Genomic DNA, 24,079 nt, shown 5'->3' on the forward strand with positions numbered 1-24,079 from the left:
TCGTCGTCACGCCGCTTCGCCGCCCGTCCGCTCGGTCACGTCACTTCGCCGCCTGACCGTCCGGTCACGCCGCCTCGCCGTCCGTTCGTTCTGTCACGCCGCTTCGCCGTCAGCAGATCCGCCCGGAGCGCAACGCCCGGCCCGTGCCTGCCGGGCGCCCGGCTCCTAGGCTGGAGCGGTGACCATCCGAGCGACGAACCAGCCCCGCGTCCGCGTTGTCCCCCTGCGCCCGCTCCCCGCCCCGGCCGGACCCGCCCCCGCCAGGGAGCCGCTCTGGCGCGACCTCGCCGGGGGCGTACTGCGGAGCGAACGGCAGGCCCAGGGGCGGACGTTGAAGGACGTGGCCGATGCGGCACGGATCTCGATGCCCTACCTCTCCGAGGTGGAGCGCGGCCGGAAGGAGGCGTCCTCGGAGGTGCTGGCGGCTGCCGCCCAGGCGCTCGGGCTGAGCCTCGCCGAGGTCCTTGCGCTGGCCCAGGGGGAGTTGATCAGGCTGTCGGGGGCGCGGTCCCGGAGCCTCGGGGCCAGCCGCCCGGCGGGCCCGGGGGCCGGGGCGGGGGCGATGGACACCGTACGGCTGGCGGCTTGAGCGGGTGTCACGGCCGATCCGGAGGTACCGTCCTCGGCATGGACTCTCGCACCACAGTCGAGCGCGCTGAGCGCTTCAGGCACCTGCACGCCGACCACCGGCCGCTCGTGCTCCCGACCGTCTGGGACGCCTGGTCGGCCCGGACCGCAGCCGCCGCCGGGTTTCCCGCCCTGACGGTCGGCAGCCACCCGCTCGCCGACTCCCGGGGAGCGGAGGACCAGGAGGGGCAGACCTTCGAGGAGGTGCTCGCCGCCGTCAGGCCGATCATCGCGGCGGTCGACATCCCGGTCTCCGTGGACCTGGAGGCCGGGTACGGGCAGAAGCCCGCGGATCTCGTCGCCGGACTGGTCGAGATCGGTGGCGTCGGCCTCAACATCGAGGACACCGTCCACTCGGAGGGCGGACGGGTGCGCACCACGCAGGAGCACGCGAGCTACATCGCGGGCCTGCGCGCGGCGGCCGACGCCTCGGGCGTTCCGGTCTGGATCAACGGACGCACGGACCTTTTCGCGCACGCGGAGGACGCCGCAGGCGTGCTCGACGAGGCGATCGAGCGGCTGCGGGCCATGGAGCAGGCAGGCGCGGACAGTGTCTACCCGGTGCGCATCCAGGACGACGACGAACTGCTCAGGGCGGTGACGGCCGCGGTCTCCGTTCCCGTCAACTCCACGGCCCACCCCGTCAAGCACGACCTCGAACGCTTCCGCCGTCTCGGCGTCGGCCGGGTCACCTACGGTCCGCTGCTGCAACTCGCCCTGACGGACGCGATGAAGGACATGCTCGGCCCCTGGGCGCCGTGAACCCCGTACAGGGTTTGACCGCAGCGGTCGTGAGGTGAGGCAGAGCGCGGGCAGACCGTTCGCCACCGCGGAACGGGAGCGGTCTCCCCGCGGCGCATCCCCACATATGTGGAGCTGATTCCGTCGAAGCCGACGAAGTCCTGGTCCGTTGCCTCCCCACGAATGGTGCGGGGGCCGGCGGGCGCCCGGGTGACCTTCATGCCACCCCGTCCGACTCGTCGGAGCCTGCGGCCTGATGGGCGGCATGTCGCTGCGGACGGGCCCGACGCCAGGGGACTGCCGGATTCCGGTCGCAGGCTCCGCCCTGTTTTTCCGGGGGGCTGTAAGGAAACGCGGTCCTCATGACATGTACGGGGTGTGGAGACCATTCAGACCGGAAGCGACCGTGAACGCGCCGCGCGGTTCACGGCTTTGTATGTGCGGGATCACCCACGTGTGCTGGCCTTCGTGTACCGGCGTGTGGGTGATCGCGCCGCCGCGGAGGAGTTGACCGCCGAGGTGTTCCGGATCGCCTGGGAGCGCGTCCTCAAGGGCGGCGGGGGAGTCACGAGCGGCTGGCTGTTCGTGACCGCGCGGAATCTGCTGGGCAATCACTACCGCGCCATGGCCCGCCTCACGGAACTTCACCGGCGCATCACCGACGAGCTGGACCGCACGCCTGCGTCCGGTGAGGACTCCGCAGTTCTCGACACGCTCGACCGTCTTCCCGTACGTCACCGGGAGGTTCTGCTCCTGAGCTACTGGGACGGGCTGAGCGCCGTCGAGGCCGGTGAGGTCCTCGGCTGTAGCGGGGCGGCGGTCTGGGTCCGGCTGCACCGTGCCCGTAAGGCGTTCCGGGACCTCTACGGAGAGCCCGAGCAGCCGCAGCCCGTTCAGCCCGAGCAGTCCGTTCAGCCCAAACAGCCCGTTCAGCCCGTTCAGTCCAAGCGGCCCGAGCAGTCCGTTCAGTCCGAGGAGTCCGAGGAGTCGGCATGATGCGTGTGAAGTCTCTGGTCCGAGCCGCCAACCCCCTCCCGGCCCTGGAGGCGGGACAGAAGGGGGACGCGCTGTCGGACCGTGCCCGCGCCGAGCTGGCGGCCCTGACCGGAACCCCGACGCTGCCCTCGGCCTCGCGCCGGGTTCCCCGGCGCGGTCTGCTGGTCGCCGCCGGTGCCTGTACGGCCGCCGCCGTGATCGTGGGTGTCGTCGCCGTGCTGAACGGCCCGTACGAGCCGGGCGGAGGCGTCCTGGCGGACGAGCCGTTCTACGCCTCCACGGCCGAGCTGGAGGAAGCGGCGGATCTGATCGTCCTGGCGCGGCTCGGAGCCGGGCGGGAGGAGACGGTCGACGGCATCGACAGGACGACCGTCACGGCGGCGGTCGCCGCGACCGCGAAGGGCGCGGCCCCGGGCCGTACGGTCGAGGTGTCCTACACGACACCCGGGTCCGGCCCGGAGACCGCCGACCTGGCCGAGGGCAAGGAGTACGTCCTTCTGCTCGACGCCCAGGACGACGGCCGCTTCACCCTGGTGAACACCACGCAGGGGGCGTACGGGGTGGACGGCGGCCGGGCGGTCGCGGGCGCGGACAACGACGTGGTGCTGAGCGCGGGGGTACTCAAGGCGCTCAGCCTGACCCTCTAGTGCTGTGACCGGAAAGGTTCGCCGGGTTTCCTGATCGGCGACGAGGACAGGTCTGCGATGCGGCCTCCATGCCAGGATGTCGCCATGCAGGCGTCGGATGCTCTCGTGGCTCTTCAGATATCGGTCTACCAGGAGCGGAGCGCGCTGGCCGACTTCGTCAGGTCCAGTGGCCCTGTCAAGGAGTGGAATGCTCTCGTTCGAGAGGAAGCCGGCAGGCGTCAGAGATCCCTCGAAGAGTCGGACCGCACGCTGGACCGCGCCGTGCCGGACGAGGCACCCACGGAGGACCAGGTGCGAGAGTTGCGGCGCGCTTTGAGCCGGCGGGCAGGGATCAGCCTTGCGAAGCAGGGGTCGGACCCGGGTGCTTGATCAGGCGGCGAGGGCTGGTCTGCTGCCCCAGCGGATGCCCTTCTCGCTGGTGACGCCGCGTCGGGCGAGCAGGCAGCGCAGAGTCTCCCGGCCGATGCGGATCGCGTGGCCGTGGACCCGGCGGATGCAGGCGAGCAGTTTGCGGATGGACCAGCGGGTGAAGGGCTGCCCGAGCTTGGCGGGGCGGGTGGTGGCCGTCTGGACGACGAAGTCCTCGTCGTCAGGGCTGAGCCGGCGGGGACGGCCTCCCGCCCACCGAGGGTTCAGGCAGGCCAGGCCGATCCCGTTGAACCGGTGGATGACATCGCGCACCGTGTCCTCGTCGGCCTGCACGAGCTGGGCGATCACCGGGCCCCGGTTGCCGCCCGCCGAGGCCGGCAGCATCATCGCCCGTCAGTAGCGCACCGTGTTCGTGCTGCCCCGACGCACGATCCGCTGTAACTGCTGGCCCTCCTGGCCGGTCAGTCTCCGAACCTTGACCGGCTCCGCCCCCGCGCCCCCAACCTCTTGGATGTTCGCCTCATCCAACTGGGTCCGGCCCACCACTGCCAACCCGGTGAACGTTCCCGGTCACAGCGCCAGCCGGGGCCCCTGTCATGCGCGTCCGCCGGTCTCGCCCGGCCGCGCCCGGTCCGCGAGTGCCCGTACCTCCGCCGCCACCGCCGCGTGGCGCTCGCGCGGGATGTCGTGGCCGACGCCGGGCTGGAGTACGAGGCGGGCGCCGGGGATCGCGGCGGCGGTGGCCCGGCCCGCGGAGGGCTTGAGCAGCGGGTCGTCCGTACCGTGCAACACCAGTGCGGGCAGCCGGAGTTCGGCCAGGGCCGGGCCGCTCCACCGCGCGCCGATCTGGCGGGACTGGGCGCCCGGGTCCGCGATGCCGCTCTCCACGTCGGCGGTGATCCGCTCCAGGGCCTCCGCCTCGTCGAACGGATACCCCGGCGACGCGCAGAGCCGCGCCACGGCCAGCGCCGCCGCGATCCGCCCCTCCCGGTCCTCGGCGGGCCTGATCCGGGCGAACCGGGCCAGGGTGCGCAGGCGCAGATGGCGGAAGGCGCCGAGCCCGCCGGTGTCGCTCGGCAGCGCGGCGGACGAGGTGAGCGTGCGCACCCGGTCCGGGTGGCGCAGGGCGACGCGCTGGGCGACGACCCCGCCCAGCGAGTGCCCGAAGAGGTGCGCCGACTCCCAGCCGAGCGCGTCCATGACGGCGACGGCGTCGTCGGCCATGTCCTCGGCGGTGTACGCGGCGGAGCGCCGGGCGGCCAGGGCGGTGAACGGGTTGGTGCCGGAGGTGCTTCTCGGCAGCCGGGTGGACTCGCCCGCGTCCCGCTGGTCGTAGCGGGCCACGGCGAACCCGGCCCCGGCGAAGGCGTCGCACAGCCCCTGCGGCCACCAGTGCCGGGAGACCGCCAGCCCCATCACCAGCAGCAGCGGTTCACCGTCCGAGCCCTCCCGCAGCCGGTCGTGGGCCAGCTCGACCGGGCCGTTGCGGGCGAAGCGGCGTTCGGTCCAGGTCATGGCTTGGCTCCTTCGCTGAGCAAGATACTGCGATCGATGTTCGCGGTATTAGACTACAGGCCGACGGAGAAGCCCGGACGGAACGGAACGGGATGGGATGGGACGGGGACGGGGAGGAGGGGCGGAACATGGTTGATCGTGTGAACCGGCCGACGACCGTGTGGTCACGCCCCGAGCGGGGTGCGCGCGGGCCCGCGCCCGAGCGAAGCCGGTATGAGATCACCGGGGCCGCCCTCGCCCTGGCCGACGCCGAAGGGCTGGCGGCCGTGTCGATGCGCGCGCTCGCGCAGCGGCTGGGCACCGGGCCCGCCTCGCTCTACCGTTATGTGGGGAGCCGCGACGAACTGCTGGACCTCATGGCGGACGCGGTCGCGGGCGAGCTGGACCTCTCCGCCGCCCCCACCGGCGACTGGCTCGGCGACCTCGTCGCCCTGGCCCTCCAGTCCAAGGCCGCCCACGCCCGCCACCCCTGGCTCGCCGACCTGAACGACCGGCGGGGCGAGGTGCTGGGCCCGCACGCGATCGACTACCTGGACCACGCCCTGGCGATCCTGGAGCCCGCACCCGGTACGAGCCGCCAGAAACTGGAGGCCATCGGGCTCCTGGGGGGCCTGGCCACGCTCTTCGCCCGCCGCGAGACCTCCGCGGCGGCGGACGGCACCCCCGGGCCCGGACCGGGCGCCGACGGCCCGCCCGCCCAGGCGGCCCACCTGGCCGCCGTCGCCGCCGAGGGCCGCCACCCGCACCTGCTGGCCGCCCTCACGACGGCGGGCCCGCCACCCCCGGCGGGCCCGGCCGAACGGGACGCCCTGTTCGAACGGCTGCTGCGCCGACTGCTTCCGGCGATGCTGGTGGGCTAGCGGCGCCGCTCGTCGCCGTACGACACGGGCCTCGGCCTCGCCGTACGTACGGCACATGCCTCAGTCGAGGCAGAACTCGTTGCCCTCGATGTCCTGCATCCCGATGCACGACTCGTTCTCCTCGTCGGCGACCAGCACGCGCTCGCACACCGCACCCAGCGCCACCAGCCGGTCGCGCTCGGCCTCCAGCGCGGCGAGGCGCTCCGCACCCACGAGCCCGGTACCGGCTCGCACATCGAGGTGGACCCGGTTCTTCGCGGTCTTGCCTTCCGGTACGCGCTGGAAATAGAGACGCGGGCCGAGTCCCGAGGGATCGGAGCATGCGAACCACGCGTCCCGCTTCTCCGGAGGCAGCGAGCCGTTGTAGTCGTCCCAGGACGCGAAACCTTCCGGTACCGGCGGGACTTCGTATCCCAGCACCTCGCACCAGAAACGGGCGAGGCGCTCCGGTTCCGCGCAGTCGAAGGTGACCTGTACCTGCCTGATCGTTGCCATGTGGGCACCCTAGTGGGGTGTTCCGTCCTCCGGCGCAGGGTTTTTGTGCCGTGCGCACCGAGGCGTGGAGCCCGAGGCCCCGACCCGTCAGCTCTCGGCCGGTGCCACGCCGACCGGTTCCCTCTGTGGCAGAGCCTCGGCAGGGCCGGCGTCTTGTCCATGTGGGTTCGGCGGGCTAGAACTTCTTGTGACCACTTTTGCGTGTGCCGCCTGCGCCCGCCCTCTGACCAGGTCTGTGCAGCTGTCCGAGACCCTGGTCAGGCCGGAGTTCGACGGGCGAATCGGACCTGACGGGCGTCGCCGGGCTCCGGCCACGATGCGTGTGGGGCTCTATGCCCTGGAGCCCGATCCATGGGGAGCCCCGTTTCTGCCGACCGGCGAACCCGTCGCGGTGTTTCCCGCCGGGCCTTGTGTCGGCAATCCGGACGGAGACGGATTCCTGACTTCCGCAGGTCCCCGCAACACGATCGTCCTCCATCCCGACGACGCACCTGACGTGCTGCCCGATCTCGAGGGAGACCACACAGGCTGCTGCGGCTGGCACGGACAGAGCGGCCCGAACCGGCTGTGCCCGTGTGGCGCTGCGGTAGGAACAGAGATCAGCGAGTGTTACACCGCGTACGAACTCCACCTCGACCCAGCACAGGTCCATGCGCTGGACGTCGGCATCGTCGGAGCACCGTCGGAGTTCGGTCAGGCAGAGCAGGAGGCGTGGAGCTGAGGCTCGACCTCCCCCATCATCGAACGCCACGACGACTCTCCGCGACGGCTCCCCAAGAGCTGTGCCAGAAACGGGTTCTGAAGGCAGTAGCCGGTTGCCGTGTCTGCCGGGCGTCCGACCGTTGTCCGTGTCTGCTGGCAGGATCGCCGGCATGACACCGTTGCTTCTCGCCGACATCGAACGAGCCGTTCGCAGCAGTTGGAGTGCCGAGACGTGCACGCCTGAGTTCCGATCACGCTGGACCGAGGAGAACCCGGCCCGGGATCAGTGCGGAGTGACCGCCATGGTGCTCAATGACCTGATGGGAGGCGAGTTGATCCGAGGGGAGGTCCATGTCAACGGGGAACGTGTGGACTACCACTGGTGGAACCGCCTCGGCATGGGCATCGAGATCGACCTCACTCGCGAGCAGTTCGGGCCGGAGGAGATCGTCACCGGAGGCACGGTGATTCCTCGCCCTCCTGTGACTGAGTGGCGCAGGCTCCGTGAGGAGTACGAGCTTCTCCGTGACCGCGTCGTGGAGCAGCTCGATCGGCAGCAGGGAACGGTCTCGGCGGCCGTGTCTCGTCAGTCGGCTTGAACCTGTTCGGCTCGTGCGCGGGTGGTCCCGACGGATCGGCGCGCACAGCTCGACCTTCGACATCGTCGGCATGACCAGGACCACCGCCGTCACAGCTCCGCTCGCGGGGCACTACTCGGACAGGGATGCCCGGAAGAACGCGGTCGTGATGCCCCGGAAGCCCGTGTGCCCGGTCCGGCCCGCGTGCCGCAGACACCACATCTCCGGGGCGTCCTTGTCCTCCGCCGCCCCCGAGCAGTCGCCGCATGTGGTGCACTCCGACTCGAAGACCGGTCCGCTTCCCGTGTGATCGACGTTCAGCGTCCAGTCCGCGAACCGTATGACCCGGGACATCAGAACGCCCCCTGCGGCTGCACGTGGCCGGAGTCTTCCCTAGGTGTGCCAGCGACCGTCAGAACAGCCCACACTGCCTTGCCGGGGCCCTCGCGGTCGCTCACGTCCCACCGGTCCGCCAAGGCAGCCACGAGGTTCAGCCCCCGCCCGCTGACGGAGTCTTCGTCCGGGGACCGCGGAACGGGCCGATCGTCCGACGCGTCGTGGACTTCGATCCGTACGCCCGCCTCGACGGGGCGATAGCGCGTCTCGATCTCTCGCCCGGGGGGTGCGCGGGCGTGGCGTACCGCGTTCGTCAGAAGCTCGGAGAGCACGAGAAGTGCCGCATCCTCGATCTGGAGGAGCCCCCAGTCGGCCAGCGCTTCACGTAAGACTCCGCGCGCCAGCGGGACGCACCGAGGGTTCCGAGTCCAACGCCGAGTCACCTCATGGTGGTTTGCTTCCTTGTTGCTGCCCACGTTGTCTACCCCGGGTCCGTCGTCGGTTGATTAGCCCGGTATCCATGCTGGCGACGAGGGGGGACCGCAACTTTCACACATGGGTGAAAGCCGGAGACGTGACGGGTGAAAGACCTACAGCCCCACCCAGGCCGCAAGGTGATCGAGAGTGTCAGGCGTGCGTCGGGACATGTGGACGAGCCCTCGGACCGTCTCACGCGCCCCCGGGTGATAGCGGGTCTGTTGGGGAGCCAATCACCTTGCCCTGATGATGGACTTCAAGGCCGCCTCACCACGCCCTGCCTCCATCTGTGCCCGCGCCTGATCGACGTAGAAATGAGCCGCGCGTGACACCGCCCAGTCGTCGGGGAGGGCCACGTCCGCCGCGTGCCGCAGCGCCGCACCGTACTGCCGCATCTCGATGTTCGCGGAGACGGCGTGCACTGCGACGTTGGTCGAGCCGAAGGAGAGCCAGTGCACGTTCTGCGCGTCACCGATCTGATCGGCGTAGTCAGCTGCCTCCGACAGGTGAGCCGCGACGGCCTCTCCGTCCCGGGCTCGCGCAGCGATGATCGAGGCACCCAGGTGAAGCTGCCCGGTCACGGCATGGCGTTCCCGTGTCCTCGGAGCCTGTCCCAGAATGTCCTGGCCCGACGAGATCAGGCGTTGGCCGATCACGTACTCGCCCTCACGGAAGTACACCAGGGCCCGCATGTACTGGCGTACCGCCGACAGCAGGGGGTCGGAAGCACGTTCAGCCGCCCAAGCCATCCTGTCCAGAGCCACCGTCGACAGGTCGTAGTACCCGAGCTTGACTGACACGTCGTGCGCGGTTCGGTACGTGCTTGTCAGGGCGGCCCACAGGTCGGTGGAAGGCGTGCGATGCGCAGCCGTGGTGATCTCCGCGACCAGGCCAGGGAGCGCGCGAGCGGCGTCATGGAGTTTCGCGGCCCGAATCTGGGCACAGAGATGGTCTGCGGCGGCCTGAAGCCGGTCCGTGGAGCGGGGGGTGATCTCTGGATCTGCGCCGAGGTCGTACAGGTCGAGCGCTTCCCGGATCGGCCGGATCAGCTCAGCCAGTCGGTCCTGCTGGAGTTCGGTCACGTAGGGCTGGCCCGTCAACGCCGTGACGTCGATGTGCAGTGCGCGGGCCACGGCCGCCACCAGGTCAGGGCTGGCCGACTTGTGCCCGGACTCCACCTGCGTCAGAAGGCTGTACGAGTACGGGATCTTCTGGGACAGGCCGCACTGGGTGAGTCCGGCCCGCTTGCGATGGTGCGCGATTCGCGTCCCTGTGTGATCTTCGTCGGGGAGGGGCATGAGGGCTCCGTTCCAGGACTGGCTCACTCGGAACGTTACGCGTCCGGCCCACGCGGGGAAGGCCGAACAGGAACCTGCCATCCCCACAGGTCAGTTGCGACCCACAGCAGCCCTGGGGTCAACTACGCCCATGACAGCGACCCGGGTTCTCTATCTGCTGGCCAGCGCGGCCCCGCCTGTGCTCGGCATCGGCGGCGTGATCGAGCAGGCGAAGGCGCGGGGCTGGGACGTTTGCCTTGGCTTGACTCCGACGGCCGCGCACTGGCTCGATGATCAGTTGCCTGCCCTGGAAGCGCTCACCGGTCACCCGGTGCGGAGCCGGTACAAGCTGCCTGGGGAGCCCGACGTCTGGCCCCGCGCCGATGTCGGTGTGGTCTCTCCCGCCACCTTCAACACGATCAACCAATGGGCGCTCGGGATCACCGACAAATTCGTGGTCGGATTCGCCGCAGAGGCCATCGGCAAGGGCATCCCCTTGATCACGATGCCGTGTGTGAACGCGGCCTACGTGCAGCATGCCCAGTTCCCGCACAGCATCGCAGCACTGCGCGGGATGGGTGTCACGGTGCTGTACGGCGAAGGCGGATTCGTGCCCAACGAGCCGGGCCAGGGGCGCCCGGACGCATACCCCTGGCACCTGGCCCTGGACGCGGCTGCATCAGCGGCTGCGTCAGTCGGCGGCGGGGGCGATCCCGGTCGGGCACGAACGCCCCCAGTTGGTGGCTGAGGGGGCGCTCAGCTCGACCCCCGTACCGCCGATCCCGCAGTAACCGCCCGGGTTCTTGTCCAGGTACTGCTGGTGGTACGCCTCCGCAGGCCAGAACGGGCGGCCCTCCGCCGGGAGGATCTCCGTGGTGATCTCCCGGTGGCCGGAGGCCGTCAGGACCTTCTGGTACGCCTCGCGGGAGGCGTCCGCCGCCGCTGCCTGGGCGGGGGAGTGGGTGTAGATGGCGGAGCGGTACTGGGTGCCCACGTCGTTGCCCTGGCGGAAGCCCTGGGTCGGGTTGTGGGACTCCCAGAACAGCTTCAGCAGCTCCCCGTACGTGACCACCGCCGGGTCGAAGACGACGCGGACCGCCTCCGTGTGGCCGGTCAGGCCCGAGCACGCCTCCTCGTACGTGGGGTTCTCCGTGTACCCGCCCTGGTAGCCGACCAGCGTCGTCCAGACGCCCTCCGTCTGCCAGAACTTCCGCTCCGCGCCCCAGAAGCAGCCGAGCGCGAAGTCCGCCACCTCCAGGCCCTCCGGGTACGGGCCCACCAGCGGGTTGCCGAGGACCGTGTGGCGGGAGGGGACGGTGAATTCGGGGACGGGGCGGCCGCGCAGGGCCTGCTCCGGGGTGGGGAGCTCGGGGGTGCGGCGGTTCAGGAACATGCGGGGGCTCCTCCGGGGTTCGGGGTCGTCCCTCTACAACAAGGGAGCGGCTGCCAGGATTCCGGGGAGGGGGAGGGGCGCCCCCGCCCTCCCCGCCCCCGGGGCACCTCAGGCGCTCACACCCGCCGCGCGCACCGACTGGTCGCGCAGGAAGCAGTACTGCTCGGCGGGCTCGGCCCGGTAGCGCCACGGCAGGGCGTCCACATAACCGTCCACCAGCCGGAACTGCTCCACCGCCGCCTCGTCGCGGTCCTGGAGCGACAGGTAGTACGCCAGCAGATGGCGCACCTCCGCCAGGCGCGGGTGGGCCGGGTCGGCGGCGGCCACGTCCGCGAGGGCGGCGTCGACCAGGGCGATCATCTCCGGCGTCCGGTCGGCCTCCTGGTCCGTGGTCTCGTCGTGCTCGAAGTGCACGATCAGCGGGAACGCGGTCAGCAGGCTGCCCAGCGGCGCCTTCGCGGCGGCCTCGGCGGCGAACGCCCGGGCCAGCTCGTGCGAGCCGCGCCACTTCTTGCACCAGTACTGGACCGCGGCGAAGTGCGCCTCGTAGTGGTACGGGGCACGCTCGGTGATCGCGGCCCAGATCCGCTCCATCTCCGCATGCGGGTAACCGAGGCCGAGCGCGGCCCAGACCTCCGTGATGTACGGGGTCGGGTCCTCCGGGTTCAGCTCGGCGGCCCGCTCCGTCTCGGCGCGCGAGCGCTGGAGCATCGCGTGGAAGCCCCGGAACTGCTCTCCCGTCGTGTACTCGGCCCGCTTCCCGCCCCGGATCGCCCCGGCCAGGCAGACCGTGCTGCGGGCCCGCACCACCGCCGCGTCCGGGTCCTCGGGGCGGGCCGTCTCCCAGGCCAGCAGCCAGGTGTCGTCGTGCGCGGCCTTCTCGCCCAGCTCGTACGAGTACGCCGACCGCTTCTCCCAGTCCCGCGCGGTGGCCGTACGCCCCATGAGCTCGGCGGCCGGTTCCCACTCCCCGCGCCCCACCGCGTCGAGCGCCGCGGTCAGTTCGGCGGGCGCCGGGCTCGCGCGGTCCGCGTTCTGCCGGTCGGGGGGAAGCAGGCCGAGCGCCGCGGACTCCTCCGGCAGCGCGTACGGGCCGTCGGGCTCGTCCGGGCTGTCGCCCCGCCAGCCCTCCAGGGCGCCCTGCACGATGGCTTTCAGGAACCAGAGGCCGATGGCCAGGACGATGAGGGCGATGAGGGCCAGAACGACCCAGAGCACGGTGATCACTTCGCGTCTCTCTGTGAGGGGGTGACGGGTCCGTGGATTTCCACGGGAGCGGGGTGGAGCGCGCGGGGAAGCGCCGGGAGGGGTGGGTGGTCGGCGGTTACGCGGTGGAGCTCGGGGCCGGGGTCGGGGCCGTTGCTGGTGTCGGTGTCGGGGCCGGTGCTGATCCGGGGGGCTGGGTCTCTACGGGCCCGGGGGCCTCGGGCGCATACACCGGTGCCAGCAGTGCCCGCAGCGGTTCCGTGTCCGGGCGGTCCGCCACCGCCGCCTCCAGCGCGTCCGGGAGTTCGTCCGCGTGACCGTACGGGAGCTCCAGCGCGGCGGACTCCGTCCAGGACAGCTGCCAGCGGGCCCGGCCCTGGCGCAGGTACTCCGCGCTGACCAGCTGCGACAGTCCCGCACGCAGCTGGGGACGGGCGAACTCGCGGGCCGCCCGGCCGGTCGCGGCGGCCGCCACCTCGGAGCGCGGGAGCCGTTCGGCCATCCGCCACAGCGCACCGGCGTCGATCGCGTCGAGCACCGCCCCCAGCGGTCCGCCGCCGCCGCCGCTGCCTTCCAGCTCGGATCGTGGCGTGCCGTGGCCCCCGTGCTCCGGCGTGCCGTTCTCGGCCCCGTGCCCCGGCGTGCCGTTCTCGGCCCCGTGCCCCGGCCTTCCGGCGCCGTCGTCCACCCCGGGCCGAGGAGCGCCATCGCCGCCCTCCGCCGGAGCCCCGGCCCCGCCCTCCACCGGAGTTCCGGCCCCGCCCTCCGCCGGAGCCCCGGCCCCGCCCTCCACCGGAGCCCCGGCCCCGCCCTCCACCGGAGTTCCGGCCCCGCCCTCCGCCGAAGCGTCGCCCCCGCCCTCCGCCCCCAGCATCAGCGCGCCGAAGCACTGGGCGGACTCCTCGGTGTGGACGCTCATCGCGGCGTGGACCAGCTCCGGCCAGTCCAGCCGCCGCAGGCCCAGGGCGGCCGGGGTGAGCACGGCCTCCTCGACGGTGGCGAGGGTCCGCTCGGTGTCGGCCAGCAGCGACAGCGACGGCCGGGCCGGGTCCGAGGCGCGGCCGTCGTCCGGGAGCGCCTCGATCCGGGCGACGCGCTCGGCGATCGGCGGGTGGGAGTCGTACGGGGAGACGGGCTCGGTGGGCAGCGGGCCGCCGCGCATCGCGTCCACCTCCTCGTGGCGGGCGGCCAGCAGGTGGCGGAAGCCGCCCAGGAACTCGCCGGGCGGCGGCAGCAGGCCCGCGTCGGCGCCGAGCGTCGCGTAGCGGTTCAGGTAGAAGTCGTGCGCCGCGTCGATGACCGGGATCTCGCGCAGCGCCGAGGCGGTCGCGTCGCGGCCCGCGATCCGGGCCGCCGCGATGTCCGCGGCGAACTCCGCGCGGCGGGAGCCGGAGAGGGTGGCGCGCAGGTAGAACTTCCCGTACGCCGTGTACAGCCGCGCCATCGCCCGGTAGGTGATGCCCGTGCCGGTGGTGTCGACCTCCCTCGCCTTCCTGCCCTTGGCGAGGGCGGCGGCGGCCTTCTTCTCCTGCCGGGCCCGCTCCTTGGAGACCTTGGCCCCGGCGCGTGCCTCGAAGTGGACGATGGTGCGCAGCACGTGGACACGGCCGCGTTCGGAGATGGCCGAGAGGCGGGTGTCGGCGTTGCCGTAGTGGCCCATCTCGTGGGCGAGCACGGCCCGCAGCTGAGTCTCGGACAGGCCCGTCATCAGCGGCAGCCCGATGTGGAGCCGCCGGGTGCCGCCCACGAGCCCCAGGAAGCGGGCGTCCTCGCTGACCGTCGCGTTGACGTCGCCGGTGAGCAGGATCTCGTCGGGGGCGCGGGTCCCGACCTGCTGGGCGATGTCCCGTACGGTCTGCCACAGCCGCGGCTCGTGGCTGTCGTCCACCCGTACGCCGGGCATGTCCTCGTCCGCGGGCGTCCGGAGCATGAACATGCCCCGGACGATCGGGACGGCGAGCACGGCGCTGACGAGGAAGACCTTCAGCGCGAAGGGGCCGGGGGTGTGGACGGCCGCCGCCCAGTCGACGGCGGCCAGGGCGGCGAGCAGGACGAGGCCGAGCAGGTAGAAGCCCGCAAGCAGGACAAGAGCGCGCGTGGCACGCAGTGTTGGGCCCATCGGGCGGTTCCCCCCACGGGAAAGGAAGACGTTCCGCCCAGGGGCGCGCGGGGCGCCGGGCCGGTCGGCACGCGAAGTGAACGAACGAAGTGAACGAACGAAATGGACGAACAAGGAGCGCGTCGACCGTGGGTGGTGAAACGTGCGAGTCGAACGTGCGTGTGGGGGAACCGGAGTATCTCGCACCGGACGGAGCGGCGGCAACGCGGATTCGCCCTGGTCGCCCGCTGTTACCGCACCGTTCTCAGCGCGACGGCAGCCCGCCCTCAGCGCCGTGCTGAGGGCAGGCTGCCGCCGTTGCCCGCACCGTCCTCAGTGCGGCAGCGTCGCCGGGGAGCCGCCGTTCGCCTCGTACCCCGCGACCGCCAGCGCCCGGTAGACCGTGTACTGCGCGGCCGGGTCCGGTCCCGCCGTCCACGGCAGCGCGCCCACGTGGCCGTCGATGAGGACGAGTTGGTGCATCGCCTCCGACCAGCGCTCCATGTGCACCAGGAACAGCACCAGGAGGTGGCGGACGTGGGCGAGCATCGGGTCGTCGGGACGGGCCGCGTGGACCGCGAACATCGCGCCCTCCACCGCCCTGGTCACCACCTGGCTCTGGTAGAACCCCTGCACCAGGTTGACCTCCGGCAGGTGCTCGTACACCGCGAACAGCGGCAGCGCGGCGAGCAGCGAGCCCTGCGGGGCGCGGGCGGCGGCGGCCGTGGCGAAGGCGTCGGCGTCCTTGCGGGAGCCGTGCCACTTTTCGCAGTGGTAGTGCAGCGCCGCGAGGTGCGCGCCCATGTGCGCCGGGGCCCGGTCGATGATCTTCGCCCAGAGCTGGTCGAACTGCTCGGGGGTGTAGTGCAGGCCCCGGGCCACAGCCAGCTCCACGATGTACGGCACCGGGTCGCCGGGCGCCAGCAGGGCCGCCTCGCCGCAGACCGTACGGGCCTCCTCCAGGATGATCCGGAAGTCGTCGCTCCCCGCCGACGAGGAGCGCCACGCCTGCTGTACCAGGAACTCCGCGTGCACCGCCGCCCCGCCCGCGTCCTTCGGGGCCTCCGCCCGCCAGGCGCGCAGCCACGCGCCGCCCTTCCCCGGCTGCTGCGCCAGCTCCAGCGAGGCCGCGCCCGCGAACGCCTGCACCCGCTGCCAGCGGACCTCGCCCTCCTTCGGCGTACCGGCCAGCAGCTGCGAGGCGGCCCGCCACTCCTGGGTGGCCTGGACGACGTCGAGGACGTCCAGGAGATCCTGGTCCGGGCCCGGCATCCGGACGTCCAGCTCCTCCTGGCGCGCGAAGCCGTACGTGTCGGGGTCGGCCGCGTCGGGCGAGCCCGGTTCGACCTGGCGGATACCGCCCCGCCGGCGCATGACCCACGGGCCGACGATCGCGGCGAGCATGCACATCGCGAGCAGGAACAACAGAATCTCCATGGCTCCATTGTCCCCGGAGCGGCGAGTGGCCGGTATGGGCCCTCTTGACGAACAGGGTCCCTGTGACGAACTACGCTCGGGGCCATGAGCGACCAGCACAGCTTCGAGACTCTCGCGATCCACGCGGGGAACACCGCCGACCCCCTCACCGGCGCGGTTGTTCCGCCCATCTACCAGGTGTCCACGTACAAGCAGGACGGCGTGGGCGGACTGCGCGGCGGCTACGAGTACAGCCGCAGCGCCAACCCGACCCGTACCGCCCTGGAGGAGAACCTGGCGGCCCTGGAAGGCGGCCGTCGCGGGCTCGCCTTCGCCTCCGGCCTCGCCGCCGAGGACTGCCTCCTGCGTACGCTGCTGACCCCCGGCGACCACGTGGTCATCCCGAACGATGCCTACGGCGGCACCTTCCGCCTGTTCGCGAAGGTCGCCGCGCGCTGGGGCGTGGAGTTCTCGGTCGCCGACACCTCGGACGTGGCGGCCGTGCGGGACGCGATCACCCCCCGTACCAAGGCGGTCTGGGTGGAGACCCCCTCGAACCCGCTGCTCGGCATCACCGACATCGCCGCCGTCGCTCAGGTCGCGCACCAGGCCGGGGCCCGCCTCGTCGTCGACAACACCTTCGCCTCGCCCTACCTCCAGCAGCCCCTGGCGCTCGGCGCGGACGTCATCGTGCACTCCACCACCAAGTACATGGGCGGCCACTCCGACGTCGTCGGCGGCGCCCTCGTCGTCAGCGACCCGGAGCTCGCCGACGAGCTGGCCTTCCACCAGAACGCCATGGGCGCGGTCTCCGGCCCGTTCGACGCCTGGCTCGTCCTGCGCGGCATCAAGACGCTCGCCGTCCGCATGGACCGCCACACCGAGAACGCCACCAAGGTCGCCGACCTGCTGACCCGGCACCCCAAGGTCTCCCACGTCCTCTACCCGGGCCTGCCCGAGCACCCCGGCCACGAGGTCGCCGCCAAGCAGATGAAGGCGTTCGGCGGCATGGTCTCCTTCCGTGTCGCGGGCGGCGAGGAGGCGGCGGTCGAGGTCTGCAACCGGGCCAAGCTGTTCACGCTGGGCGAGTCCCTCGGTGGTGTGGAGTCGCTGATCGAGCACCCCGGCCGGATGACGCACGCCTCCGTCGCGGGCTCCCTCCTCGAGGTCCCGGGCGACCTGGTCCGGCTCTCCGTCGGCATCGAGAACGGCGACGACCTGCTCGCCGACCTCACCCAGGCCCTGGGCTGAATCCGGTAGACGGTCAACAGGGGCCCGCCCACTCCGGTGGGCCCCTCACCACCCCTCCAGCGGAGGCGTCACCTCCGACGGCGGCGCGATCCACGGCTGCTCGACCCCCGCCCACACCAGGAACGCGGCCAGCACCGTCCCCGCCAGCCACCAGGCCGTACGCCGCGCTCCCCGGCGCAGCCGCAGCAGCCGGGCCCCGCGCCGCGCGGCCCGGGGCGCCAGACCGGCCGGTACCGGCGGGTGCGGCCCCGCCAGCATCCGCCGGACCTCCTCCGCCTTGTGATCCCGGCCCCGCTCCTGGCCCCCGATCACGGCGCCACCTCCGAAGGCGACGGAGACCGCGAAGGCAACCGCGGCCCGGCGGCCCTGCGCGCGAGCCCGGCCCCCGACCCGCGCAGCACCGCCATCGACCGCTCGCACACCGCCCGCACCCGGTCCGGCGGAAGGCCCAGCAGCGCCGCCGTCTGGTCCTCGCCGACCTCCTCGTACAGCCGCAGCACCAGCACCAGCCGCTCCAGCGGGGTGAGCCGGCCCAGCACCCCGCCGAGCGGGTGCCGGTGCCGCCACGCCTCGCGGGCGAAGCGGAGCGCGAGCTCCTGGCGGGTGTGGTCGTACGGGTCCCCGCCGCGCAGCCGGTCCCACTCCGCGTACGTCCGCGCCAGCGCCCCGCAGAGCAGCCGCTCGGCCCGGACCCCCGTGCCCGCCGGAGCGAGCGGCTCGGTCGTGAGCAGCGTCGCCGTGTGCAGCAGACGGCCGCCCGCGCCCGCCACGAAGGACTCGAACTCCTGGGCGCGGCGCCGGTCCCGGTGGGTCTGCCGCTCTCGCATGTCCTTCATCCGAGCCCCGGTGCGGTACGCGGGTCAAGAGGGCGGACACGACCGGGGGAGACCGGAGGGAGACAAGGGGACAGGTACGCGGGCGGCCGGGGCCCCGGGTGTCCGGGTGTGTCAGTCGTTCTGCGGCAGCTGGTAGGCGGCCTGCCGGGCGGCCAGCGAACCGTTGAACCGGGTGAGCAGCGTGCAGAACGTGTCCCGCTCCTCCTGCGTCCAGCCGTCCGTCACCTGCGACATCAGCTCGCGCCGCGAGGCGCGGACCTCCTCCAGGCGGGCCTGGCCGCGCGGGGAGAGCTGGAGCACGACGGCCCGGCCGTCCTCCGGGTGCGAGGTGCGCTTGACCAGCCCGGTGTCCACGAGCGGGGCGACCTGGCGGGTCACGGTCGAGGAGTCGATCCCCATCCCGGCCGCCAGCGCCTTGACGCCCATCGGGCCTTCCTTGTCCAGGCGGTTCAGCAGCAGGTAGGCCGCCCGGTCCATCGAGTTGCGGACCTGGCCGACACCGCCGAGGCGGGTCTGCTCGGCACGGCGGGCGAAGACCGCCACCTGGTGCTGGAGGGAGTCCAGCAGGCGGTCGGGGCCCGGGTGTTCGGGGGCGGCGCCCCCGGAAGGAGACGCAGCAGTCGTCATGTCCTGAGGGGGCATGGCCGGGGGCTCTCTTCGTGCGGTGTCGGATGGGTGGGGGACAGAGTACGCGGCCCCGGGGCAACGCGTACCAGTGCCGCACAAACCTGCGGACACCACCGCAGGCCGCCATGAGACAAGTCTCCCGCGACCACCGCGAGCTGCAAGACTTGCGGGCATGACGTTCCGCGCGACCTCCCGCCACCCGTCCCTGATCCTCGACGATGTCCGGGGCGCGCAGAAAATGCTGTCCGGCGTGGCCCGGGTGACCGCCCTGGAGGGCAGCCGCCACCTGACCGAGCTGGTCGGCGCCCCCGTCCACCTCAAGTGCGAGAACCTCCAGCGCACCGGCTCCTTCAAACTGCGCGGCGCCTACGTCCGCATCTCCGGCCTCACCCCGGTGGAGCGGGCGGCCGGGGTGGTCGCCGCGAGCGCCGGGAACCACGCCCAGGGCGTCGCGCTCGCCTCCTCCCTCCTCGGCGTACGGTCCACGGTCTTCATGCCCGTCGGGGCACCGCTGCCCAAGGTCGCCGCCACCCAGGAGTACGGGGCCGAGGTGCGGCTGCACGGCCAGGTCGTCGACGAGACGCTGGCCGCCGCCCAGCGGTACGCGGAGGAGACGGGCGCGGTCTTCATCCACCCCTTCGACCACCCCGACATCATCGCGGGCCAGGGCACGGTCGGGCTGGAGATCCTGGAGCAGTGCCCGGAGGTCCGCACGGTCGTCGTCGGCCTCGGCGGCGGCGGGCTCGTCGCCGGGATCGCCGTCGCGGTGAAGGCGCTGCGCCCCGACATCCGGATCGTCGGCGTCCAGGCCGAAGGGGCCGCCTCCTACCCGCCCTCGCTGGCCGCCGGGCACCCGGTCTCCCTCGGCGACCCGGTCACCATGGCGGACGGCATCAAGGTGGGGCGCCCCGGGGACGTGCCGTTCGCGGTGATCCAGGAGCTGGTCGACGAGGTGCGCACGGTCACCGAGGACGAGCTCTCCAGCGCGCTGCTGCTCTGCCTGGAGCGGGCCAAGCTGGTGGTGGAGCCGGCCGGGGCGAGCCCGGTGGCGGCGCTGCTCAGCGATCCGAAGGCGTTCCGGGGGCCGGTGGTGGCGGTGCTCTCCGGCGGCAACGTGGACCCCCTGCTGATGCAGCGCGTCCTGCGCCACGGGATGTCCGCCGCCGGACGCTATCTGAGCCTGCGGCTGCGGCTCACCGACCGGCCGGGGGCGCTCGCCGCCCTGCTGGCCGCGCTGACCGTGGCCGACGCCAATGTGCTCGACATCAGCCATGTGCGCACCGACCCGCGCCTCGGGCTGACCGAGGTGGAGGTCGACCTCCACCTGGAGACCAAGGGGCCCCGGCACTGCGAGGAGGTCGAGGAGGCGCTGCGCGCGGCGGGGTACCGGGTCATCGGCTGACCGTCCGGTTTTCCGCCCGGTGGCCGGATCTCGATATTCACCGCGCGGTGAGGCCCCCCGAATCCTAGGATCGGTCAGGAAGCCGCAAGCCACCCACGTACGCAGGCGGCCACTCATGAGCGATGGGGAGTTCCGGCCATGCCAGGTGCCATCCACGCCGAGGGTCTGGTGAAGACCTTCGGTGACGTACGAGCCCTGGACGGAGTCGACCTCGATGTGCCCGAGGGAACCGTCCTCGGGCTGCTCGGCCCCAACGGCGCGGGCAAGACGACCGCCGTACGGGTCCTGACCACCCTCCTGCGCCCCGACAGCGGAGCTGCGTTCGTGGCCGGGATCGACGTGCTGAAGAAGCCCAACGAGGTACGCCGCTCCATCGGGCTCTCCGGGCAGTTCGCCGCCGTCGACGAGTATCTGACCGGCCGGGAGAACCTCCAGATGGTCGGGCAGCTCTACCAGATGAGCTCGCGCGACGCGAAGGCCCGGGCGGGCGTCCTGCTGGAGCGGTTCAACCTTGCCGACGCCGCCGACCGTACGGCCAAGACGTACTCCGGCGGGATGCGCCGCCGCCTCGACCTCGCCGCCGCCCTGGTCGTCTCGCCGCCCGTGATGTTCATGGACGAGCCGACGACCGGCCTCGACCCGCGCAACCGGCAGCAGCTGTGGGACGTCATCGAGGACCTGGTGGCGGGCGGTACGACGCTGCTGCTGACCACGCAGTATCTGGAGGAGGCCGACCGCCTCGCCCACGACATCTGCGTCATCGACCACGGCAAGGTCATCGCGCGCGGCACCTCCGACGAGCTGAAGGCCCGCACCGGCGGTGAGCGCGTCGAGGTCGTCGTGCACCGCCCGGAGGAGATCGAGCCCGCCCGGTCCGTGCTGACCCGCCTCGGCAAGGGCGAGGTCACCGTCGTACGGCTCGCCCGCAAGCTGACCGTCCCGGTGAGCGGCGGGGCCAAGCTGCTCGCCGAGATCATCCGCGAGCTGGACGGCAACGGCGTGGAGATCGACGACATCGCCCTGCGCCGCCCGACCCTGGACGACGTCTTCCTCTCGCTCACCGGCCACGCGGCCGAGGCGGACGAGCACGAGGACGCCGAGGAGAACGAGCGCAAGGAGAAGACCCCGTGAGCGTCACCACCAAGGACGCGCCCGTCCTGGCCCCGCGCCCCTCCGGCGGTGTCGTCCAGTCGGTCAAGGACTCCCTCGTCGTCGCCAAGCGGAATCTGATCCGCATGGCCCGGATTCCCGAGATGCTGATCTTCGGGCTGATCCAGCCGATCATGTTCGTGGTGCTGTTCACGTACGTCTTCGGCGGCTCGATCAGCATCGGCGGCTCCACCGACCCGCAGCTCTACAAGGAATTCCTGATGGCGGGCATCTTCGCCCAGACCGTCACCTTCGCCACCGCGGGCGCCGGAGCGGGCATCGCCGACGACATGCACAAGGGGCTCATCGACCGCTTCCGGTCGCTGCCCATGGCCCGGGGGGCCGTCCTCACCGGACGGACGCTCGCCGACCTCGTACAGACCAGCCTCACGCTCGTCGTGCTCGCGGGCGTCGCCCTGCTCGTCGGCTGGCGGACCCACGAGAACATCGGCAAGGTGCTCTGCGGCTTCCTGCTGCTGCTCCTGCTCGGGTACGCGTTCTCCTGGATCGGGGCCCTGATCGGCCTCTCCGTACGGACCCCGGAGGCGGCCACCTCCGGCGGGCTGATCTGGCTCTTCCCGCTGACGTTCATCTCGAACGCCTTCGTGCCGGTCACCAACATGCCGACGTTCCTCCAGCATGTCGCCGAGTGGAACCCCTTCAGCGCCACGGTCGCGGGCGCCCGCCAGCTCTTCGGCAACACGATGCCGGGGCTGCCGAAGTCGGTCACCGGCGCCTGGCCGATGGAGCACCCGGTGCTCGCCTCGGTCCTCTGGTCGATCCTGATCATCGCGGTCTTCCGGACCCTCGCGGTCCGCAAGTACCGCTCGGCGACCGCCTGAGGCACCGAGGACCGACGACGCGGGAGCCCCCGGCCTCTTCGAAGAGGCCGGGGGCTCCCGCGTCACGTCATGTCGTCAGCCCGTGTACGGCTTCGCCGCCAGGATCTTCACCGTGGCGGTCTTGCCGTTCGGCAGCTCGTACTCGGCGTTGTCGCCGGTCCGCTTGCCGTTCACGCCGATACCGAGCGGGGACTGCGGGGAGTACGTCTCGATGTCCCCGCTGGCGTACTCGCGGGAGGCCAGCAGGAACGTGGTCGTGTCGTCCTCGTCGCCGTCGAAGGCGATCGTCACGACCATGCCGGGCTCGACGACACCGTCGTCCGCCGGTGCCTCGCCGACCTTCGCGTGCTCCAGGAGCTGGGTGAGCTGGCGCACGCGCAGCTCCATCTTGCCCTGCTCCTCCTTGGCCGCGTGGTACCCGCCGTTCTCCCGGAGGTCACCCTCCTCACGGGCCGCCGCGATCTTGACGGCGATCTCCGTGCGCGCGGGACCAGACAGGTACTCCAGCTCGGCCTTCAGCTGGTTGTACGCCTCCTGCGTGAGCCAGGTGACGTTTTCGCTGGTCTGGGTCACAGGTGCTCCTCGTCGGTACTGGGAATACAAAGCATCGCCCTACCCGGAAGCATGTGCTTCTTCGGGTGGGCGAAACCACGAGCCTAACAATTCCCCAGGAAAAGGGGGAGAAGGTAAACCGTCACACGTCCGGGTGGACCCGTTCCGGCGCCGGAAGGTGCCGGAAGGTGCAGGTCAGGACGGATCTGCCGGACGGGGGGCGGGGAAAAGTCAGCCGGCCGGAGCGTCGCCGTCGGCGGTGCAGCCCGTCAGCTCGACCGCCGTGGCCCGCGCCCGCGTCCGCATCACCACGAGCTCGTCGATCCGGTCGGCGCCGGGCTCGAAGCGGGTCTCCTTGCGGCCGACCTCGCTGCCGTCCTTGCTCAGGGCCCGTACGGTGCAGAAACCGCCGGTCCCGCTGTTCTTGCGCACCTCGAGGTGGGCCTCGGTCCGTACGTCGGAGGCGATCTCGAACTTGATCAGCTCGGCGCTGATGCCCTTGCCGCCCACGTAGTCGAAGCCGATCCAGGCGATCATGGCGAGCAGCCCGACACCCAGCACCGAACCGACGATCTTCAGCTTCCGGTCCGTGCGCTGCTCATCGGTCCTGCCGTACCGCCCCTCGGGGGAGGTCCCGCGCACCGCCGTCATGATCGTCCCTCCGGCATGATCGTCCCTTTCGGACAAAAGGACATCGAGGAATTTTCCGTCTCCTCGTTCGGTCACTATAGAAGTCGCCCGTTCGTCATCCGACCGCGCCCCGGCACGGCGCCCCCAGGACCATCGACTACCGAGGATCGAGCTTTGACTGAGCAGCTGCGGCTGATGGCCGTTCACGCCCACCCCGACGACGAGTCGAGCAAGGGCGCGGCCACGATGGCCAAGTACGTGTCCGAGGGGGTGGACGTGCTGGTCGTGACCTGCACGGGAGGCGAGCGCGGCTCCATCCTGAACCCGAAGCTCCAGGGCGACGCGTACATCGAGAAGAACATCCACGAGGTGCGCAAGAAGGAGATGGACGAGGCCCGGGAGATCCTGGGCGTCCAGCAGGAGTGGCTGGGCTTCGTCGACTCCGGGCTCCCCGAGGGCGACCCGCTGCCGCCGCTGCCCGAGGGCTGCTTCGCCCTGGAGGACCCGCGGCTCGCGGCCGGGCGGCTGGTGGCGAAGATCCGGGCGTTCCGGCCGCAGGTCATCACCACGTACGACGAGAACGGCGGCTACCCGCACCCCGACCACATCATGACGCACACGATCTCGATGATCGCGTTCGACGGCGCGGCCGACGCGGAGGCGTTCCCGGAGGAGGAGTTCGGCCCGGTCTGGACCCCGCAGAAGCTCTACTACAACCAGGGCTTCAACCGGCCGCGCACGGTCGCCCTGCACGAGGCGCTCCTCGCCCGCGGACTGGAGTCGCCGTACGGGGAGTGGCTGGAGCGCTGGAAGGAGTTCGAGCGGGTCGAGCGCACGCTGACCACGCACGTTCCCTGCGACGAGTTCTTCGAGATCCGCGACAAGGCGCTCATCGCGCACGCCACGCAGATCGACCCCGAGGGCGGCTGGTTCCGGGTCCCGATGGAGATCCAGCGGGAGGTCTGGCCGACCGAGGAGTACGAGCTGGCGAAGTCTCTCGTCGATACTTCCCTCCCCGAGAGCGACCTCTTCGCGGGCATCCGCGACAATGCCTGAT

At 71.7% G+C, this 24,079-nt stretch carries 25 protein-coding genes and 4 pseudogenes; 14 read left to right on the forward strand and 15 right to left on the reverse strand.

Annotation, left to right across the window (positions count from 1 at the left end; translation table 11 throughout):
• Positions 1-178: 178 nt before the first annotated feature.
• From B7C62_23365 to B7C62_23385, 5 genes are all read left to right on the forward strand, one after another.
• Positions 179-589 (forward strand): transcriptional regulator, encoded by a 411-nt coding sequence (locus B7C62_23365; GenBank protein ARF74845.1) that lies wholly within the window; start codon positions 179-181, stop codon positions 587-589.
• A gap of 38 nt (positions 590-627) precedes the next feature.
• Complete coding sequence (locus B7C62_23370; GenBank protein ID ARF74846.1) at positions 628-1,389, forward strand: phosphonomutase; 762 nt, start codon at positions 628-630, stop codon at positions 1,387-1,389.
• A 357-nt stretch (positions 1,390-1,746) separates the two neighbouring features.
• Complete coding sequence (locus B7C62_23375; protein ARF74847.1) at positions 1,747-2,364, forward strand: RNA polymerase subunit sigma-70; 618 nt, start codon at positions 1,747-1,749, stop codon at positions 2,362-2,364.
• Complete coding sequence (locus tag B7C62_23380) at positions 2,361-3,011, forward strand: hypothetical protein (GenBank protein ARF74848.1); 651 nt, start codon at positions 2,361-2,363, stop codon at positions 3,009-3,011. The genes B7C62_23375 and B7C62_23380 overlap by 4 nt, the downstream gene beginning before the upstream one ends.
• A gap of 84 nt (positions 3,012-3,095) precedes the next feature.
• A complete protein-coding gene (locus B7C62_23385; protein ARF74849.1) occupies positions 3,096-3,380 on the forward strand; it encodes a hypothetical protein in 285 nt (94 codons plus the stop codon).
• A gap of 39 nt (positions 3,381-3,419) precedes the next feature.
• On the opposite strand, the pseudogene B7C62_23390 reads toward B7C62_23385, so the two are convergent.
• Positions 3,420-3,893 (reverse strand): annotated as a pseudogene (locus tag B7C62_23390) (IS630 family transposase).
• An 81-nt stretch (positions 3,894-3,974) separates the two neighbouring features.
• Positions 3,975-4,895 carry an alpha/beta hydrolase gene (locus tag B7C62_23395; protein ID ARF74850.1) on the reverse strand — a complete coding sequence of 307 codons (921 nt, stop codon included), beginning with the start codon at positions 4,893-4,895 and terminating at the stop codon, positions 3,975-3,977.
• Between the two features lie 128 nt (positions 4,896-5,023).
• On the opposite strand from B7C62_23395, the gene B7C62_23400 reads away from it, so the two are divergent.
• Positions 5,024-5,755 carry a TetR family transcriptional regulator gene (locus tag B7C62_23400; protein ARF77344.1) on the forward strand — a complete coding sequence of 244 codons (732 nt, stop codon included), beginning with the start codon at positions 5,024-5,026 and terminating at the stop codon, positions 5,753-5,755.
• Positions 5,756-5,815: 60 nt separating this feature from the next.
• On the opposite strand, the gene B7C62_23405 is transcribed toward B7C62_23400, so the two are convergent.
• Positions 5,816-6,250, reverse strand: a complete 435-nt coding sequence (locus tag B7C62_23405; protein ARF74851.1) for a hypothetical protein — start codon at positions 6,248-6,250, stop codon at positions 5,816-5,818.
• A gap of 187 nt (positions 6,251-6,437) precedes the next feature.
• On the opposite strand from B7C62_23405, the pseudogene B7C62_23410 reads away from it, so the two are divergent.
• Positions 6,438-6,875: pseudogene (locus tag B7C62_23410) on the forward strand (hypothetical protein).
• Between the two features lie 247 nt (positions 6,876-7,122).
• Complete coding sequence (locus tag B7C62_23415) at positions 7,123-7,551, forward strand: hypothetical protein (GenBank protein ID ARF74852.1); 429 nt, start codon at positions 7,123-7,125, stop codon at positions 7,549-7,551.
• Between the two features lie 111 nt (positions 7,552-7,662).
• Here the strand turns inward: B7C62_23415 and B7C62_23420 are convergent, their stop codons facing one another.
• The 3 genes and pseudogenes from B7C62_23420 to B7C62_23430 all read right to left on the reverse strand — a co-directional run bounded on the left by B7C62_23420 (position 7,663) and on the right by B7C62_23430 (position 9,641).
• A complete protein-coding gene (locus B7C62_23420) occupies positions 7,663-7,884 on the reverse strand; it encodes a hypothetical protein (protein ID ARF74853.1) in 222 nt (73 codons plus the stop codon).
• Positions 7,884-8,309 (reverse strand): ATP-binding protein, encoded by a 426-nt coding sequence (locus B7C62_23425; protein ARF74854.1) that lies wholly within the window; start codon positions 8,307-8,309, stop codon positions 7,884-7,886. The genes B7C62_23420 and B7C62_23425 overlap by 1 nt, the downstream gene beginning before the upstream one ends.
• A 147-nt stretch (positions 8,310-8,456) precedes the next feature.
• Positions 8,457-9,641 (reverse strand): annotated as a pseudogene (locus B7C62_23430) (transcriptional regulator).
• A 130-nt stretch (positions 9,642-9,771) separates the two neighbouring features.
• On the opposite strand from B7C62_23430, the gene B7C62_23435 reads away from it, so the two are divergent.
• Positions 9,772-10,368 carry a flavoprotein gene (locus tag B7C62_23435; protein ARF74855.1) on the forward strand — a complete coding sequence of 199 codons (597 nt, stop codon included), beginning with the start codon at positions 9,772-9,774 and terminating at the stop codon, positions 10,366-10,368.
• Here the strand turns inward: B7C62_23435 and B7C62_23440 are convergent.
• From B7C62_23440 to B7C62_23455, 4 genes and pseudogenes are all read right to left on the reverse strand, one after another.
• Positions 10,312-11,013, reverse strand: coding sequence for a peptide-methionine (S)-S-oxide reductase (locus B7C62_23440; protein ARF74856.1), 702 nt, complete (start codon positions 11,011-11,013; stop codon positions 10,312-10,314). The genes B7C62_23435 and B7C62_23440 overlap by 57 nt on opposite strands.
• A gap of 108 nt (positions 11,014-11,121) precedes the next feature.
• Entirely contained in the window at positions 11,122-12,237 is a 1,116-nt protein-coding gene (locus B7C62_23445) for a hypothetical protein (protein ARF77345.1), read from the reverse strand.
• Between the two features lie 913 nt (positions 12,238-13,150).
• Positions 13,151-14,338, reverse strand: a pseudogene (locus tag B7C62_23450) (peptidase).
• Positions 14,339-14,650: 312 nt separating this feature from the next.
• Positions 14,651-15,754, reverse strand: coding sequence for a hypothetical protein (locus B7C62_23455; GenBank protein ID ARF74857.1), 1,104 nt, complete (start codon positions 15,752-15,754; stop codon positions 14,651-14,653).
• Positions 15,755-15,838: 84 nt separating this feature from the next.
• Between B7C62_23455 and B7C62_23460 the strand changes: the two genes are divergently transcribed.
• Entirely contained in the window at positions 15,839-16,984 is a 1,146-nt protein-coding gene (locus tag B7C62_23460; GenBank protein ARF74858.1) for a cystathionine gamma-synthase, read from the forward strand.
• Between the two features lie 45 nt (positions 16,985-17,029).
• Here B7C62_23460 and B7C62_23465 read toward each other — a convergent pair whose 3' ends face one another.
• The 3 genes from B7C62_23465 to B7C62_23475 all read right to left on the reverse strand — a co-directional run bounded on the left by B7C62_23465 (position 17,030) and on the right by B7C62_23475 (position 18,462).
• Positions 17,030-17,242 carry a hypothetical protein gene (locus B7C62_23465; GenBank protein ID ARF77346.1) on the reverse strand — a complete coding sequence of 71 codons (213 nt, stop codon included), beginning with the start codon at positions 17,240-17,242 and terminating at the stop codon, positions 17,030-17,032.
• A gap of 50 nt (positions 17,243-17,292) precedes the next feature.
• Complete coding sequence (locus tag B7C62_23470) at positions 17,293-17,811, reverse strand: RNA polymerase (protein ID ARF74859.1); 519 nt, start codon at positions 17,809-17,811, stop codon at positions 17,293-17,295.
• Between the two features lie 120 nt (positions 17,812-17,931).
• Positions 17,932-18,462: a MarR family transcriptional regulator gene (locus tag B7C62_23475; GenBank protein ARF74860.1), complete on the reverse strand. Its 531-nt coding sequence runs from the start codon at positions 18,460-18,462 to the stop codon at positions 17,932-17,934.
• Between the two features lie 157 nt (positions 18,463-18,619).
• Between B7C62_23475 and B7C62_23480 the strand changes: the two genes are divergently transcribed.
• The 3 genes from B7C62_23480 to B7C62_23490 all read left to right on the forward strand — a co-directional run bounded on the left by B7C62_23480 (position 18,620) and on the right by B7C62_23490 (position 21,840).
• On the forward strand, positions 18,620-19,849 hold the full coding sequence (locus tag B7C62_23480; protein ID ARF74861.1) for a threonine ammonia-lyase: 1,230 nt from the start codon (positions 18,620-18,622) through the stop codon (positions 19,847-19,849).
• A gap of 138 nt (positions 19,850-19,987) precedes the next feature.
• Positions 19,988-20,980, forward strand: a complete 993-nt coding sequence (locus B7C62_23485; protein ARF74862.1) for a daunorubicin/doxorubicin resistance ABC transporter ATP-binding protein DrrA — start codon at positions 19,988-19,990, stop codon at positions 20,978-20,980.
• Positions 20,977-21,840, forward strand: a complete 864-nt coding sequence (locus tag B7C62_23490; GenBank protein ARF74863.1) for an ABC transporter — start codon at positions 20,977-20,979, stop codon at positions 21,838-21,840. The genes B7C62_23485 and B7C62_23490 overlap by 4 nt, the downstream gene beginning before the upstream one ends.
• 75 nt (positions 21,841-21,915) lie before the next feature.
• On the opposite strand, the gene B7C62_23495 is transcribed toward B7C62_23490, so the two are convergent.
• Both B7C62_23495 and B7C62_23500 read right to left on the reverse strand, forming a co-directional pair.
• Positions 21,916-22,413, reverse strand: a complete 498-nt coding sequence (locus B7C62_23495) for a transcription elongation factor GreA (GenBank protein ID ARF74864.1) — start codon at positions 22,411-22,413, stop codon at positions 21,916-21,918.
• A gap of 210 nt (positions 22,414-22,623) precedes the next feature.
• Positions 22,624-23,043, reverse strand: coding sequence for a hypothetical protein (locus B7C62_23500; protein ID ARF74865.1), 420 nt, complete (start codon positions 23,041-23,043; stop codon positions 22,624-22,626).
• Between the two features lie 153 nt (positions 23,044-23,196).
• Here B7C62_23500 and B7C62_23505 point away from each other — a divergent pair, with 153 nt between their 5' ends.
• Entirely contained in the window at positions 23,197-24,078 is an 882-nt protein-coding gene (locus tag B7C62_23505; GenBank protein ARF74866.1) for a mycothiol conjugate amidase Mca, read from the forward strand.
• Position 24,079: the final 1 nt, after the last annotated feature.

Source organism: Kitasatospora albolonga (genome assembly GCA_002082585.1).
Lineage (GTDB): Bacteria > Actinomycetota > Actinomycetes > Streptomycetales > Streptomycetaceae > Streptomyces > Streptomyces stephensoniae.

Coding starts and splice junctions, on each gene's coding strand:
- B7C62_23475 (ARF74860.1), bottom strand. CDS start 18,462: ATGCCCCCTCAGGACATGACGACTGCTGCGTCTCCTTCCGGGGGCGCC.
- B7C62_23465 (ARF77346.1), bottom strand. CDS start 17,242: ATGCTGGCGGGGCCGCACCCGCCGGTACCGGCCGGTCTGGCGCCCCGG.
- B7C62_23395 (ARF74850.1), bottom strand. CDS start 4,895: ATGACCTGGACCGAACGCCGCTTCGCCCGCAACGGCCCGGTCGAGCTG.
- B7C62_23460 (ARF74858.1), top strand. CDS start 15,839: ATGAGCGACCAGCACAGCTTCGAGACTCTCGCGATCCACGCGGGGAAC.
- B7C62_23485 (ARF74862.1), top strand. CDS start 19,988: ATGCCAGGTGCCATCCACGCCGAGGGTCTGGTGAAGACCTTCGGTGAC.
- B7C62_23385 (ARF74849.1), top strand. CDS start 3,096: ATGCAGGCGTCGGATGCTCTCGTGGCTCTTCAGATATCGGTCTACCAG.
- B7C62_23415 (ARF74852.1), top strand. CDS start 7,123: ATGACACCGTTGCTTCTCGCCGACATCGAACGAGCCGTTCGCAGCAGT.
- B7C62_23435 (ARF74855.1), top strand. CDS start 9,772: ATGACAGCGACCCGGGTTCTCTATCTGCTGGCCAGCGCGGCCCCGCCT.
- B7C62_23500 (ARF74865.1), bottom strand. CDS start 23,043: ATGACGGCGGTGCGCGGGACCTCCCCCGAGGGGCGGTACGGCAGGACC.
- B7C62_23370 (ARF74846.1), top strand. CDS start 628: ATGGACTCTCGCACCACAGTCGAGCGCGCTGAGCGCTTCAGGCACCTG.
- B7C62_23420 (ARF74853.1), bottom strand. CDS start 7,884: ATGTCCCGGGTCATACGGTTCGCGGACTGGACGCTGAACGTCGATCAC.
- B7C62_23470 (ARF74859.1), bottom strand. CDS start 17,811: ATGCGAGAGCGGCAGACCCACCGGGACCGGCGCCGCGCCCAGGAGTTC.
- B7C62_23400 (ARF77344.1), top strand. CDS start 5,024: ATGGTTGATCGTGTGAACCGGCCGACGACCGTGTGGTCACGCCCCGAG.
- B7C62_23380 (ARF74848.1), top strand. CDS start 2,361: ATGATGCGTGTGAAGTCTCTGGTCCGAGCCGCCAACCCCCTCCCGGCC.
- B7C62_23455 (ARF74857.1), bottom strand. CDS start 15,754: ATGGAGATTCTGTTGTTCCTGCTCGCGATGTGCATGCTCGCCGCGATC.
- B7C62_23480 (ARF74861.1), top strand. CDS start 18,620: ATGACGTTCCGCGCGACCTCCCGCCACCCGTCCCTGATCCTCGACGAT.
- B7C62_23405 (ARF74851.1), bottom strand. CDS start 6,250: ATGGCAACGATCAGGCAGGTACAGGTCACCTTCGACTGCGCGGAACCG.
- B7C62_23440 (ARF74856.1), bottom strand. CDS start 11,013: ATGTTCCTGAACCGCCGCACCCCCGAGCTCCCCACCCCGGAGCAGGCC.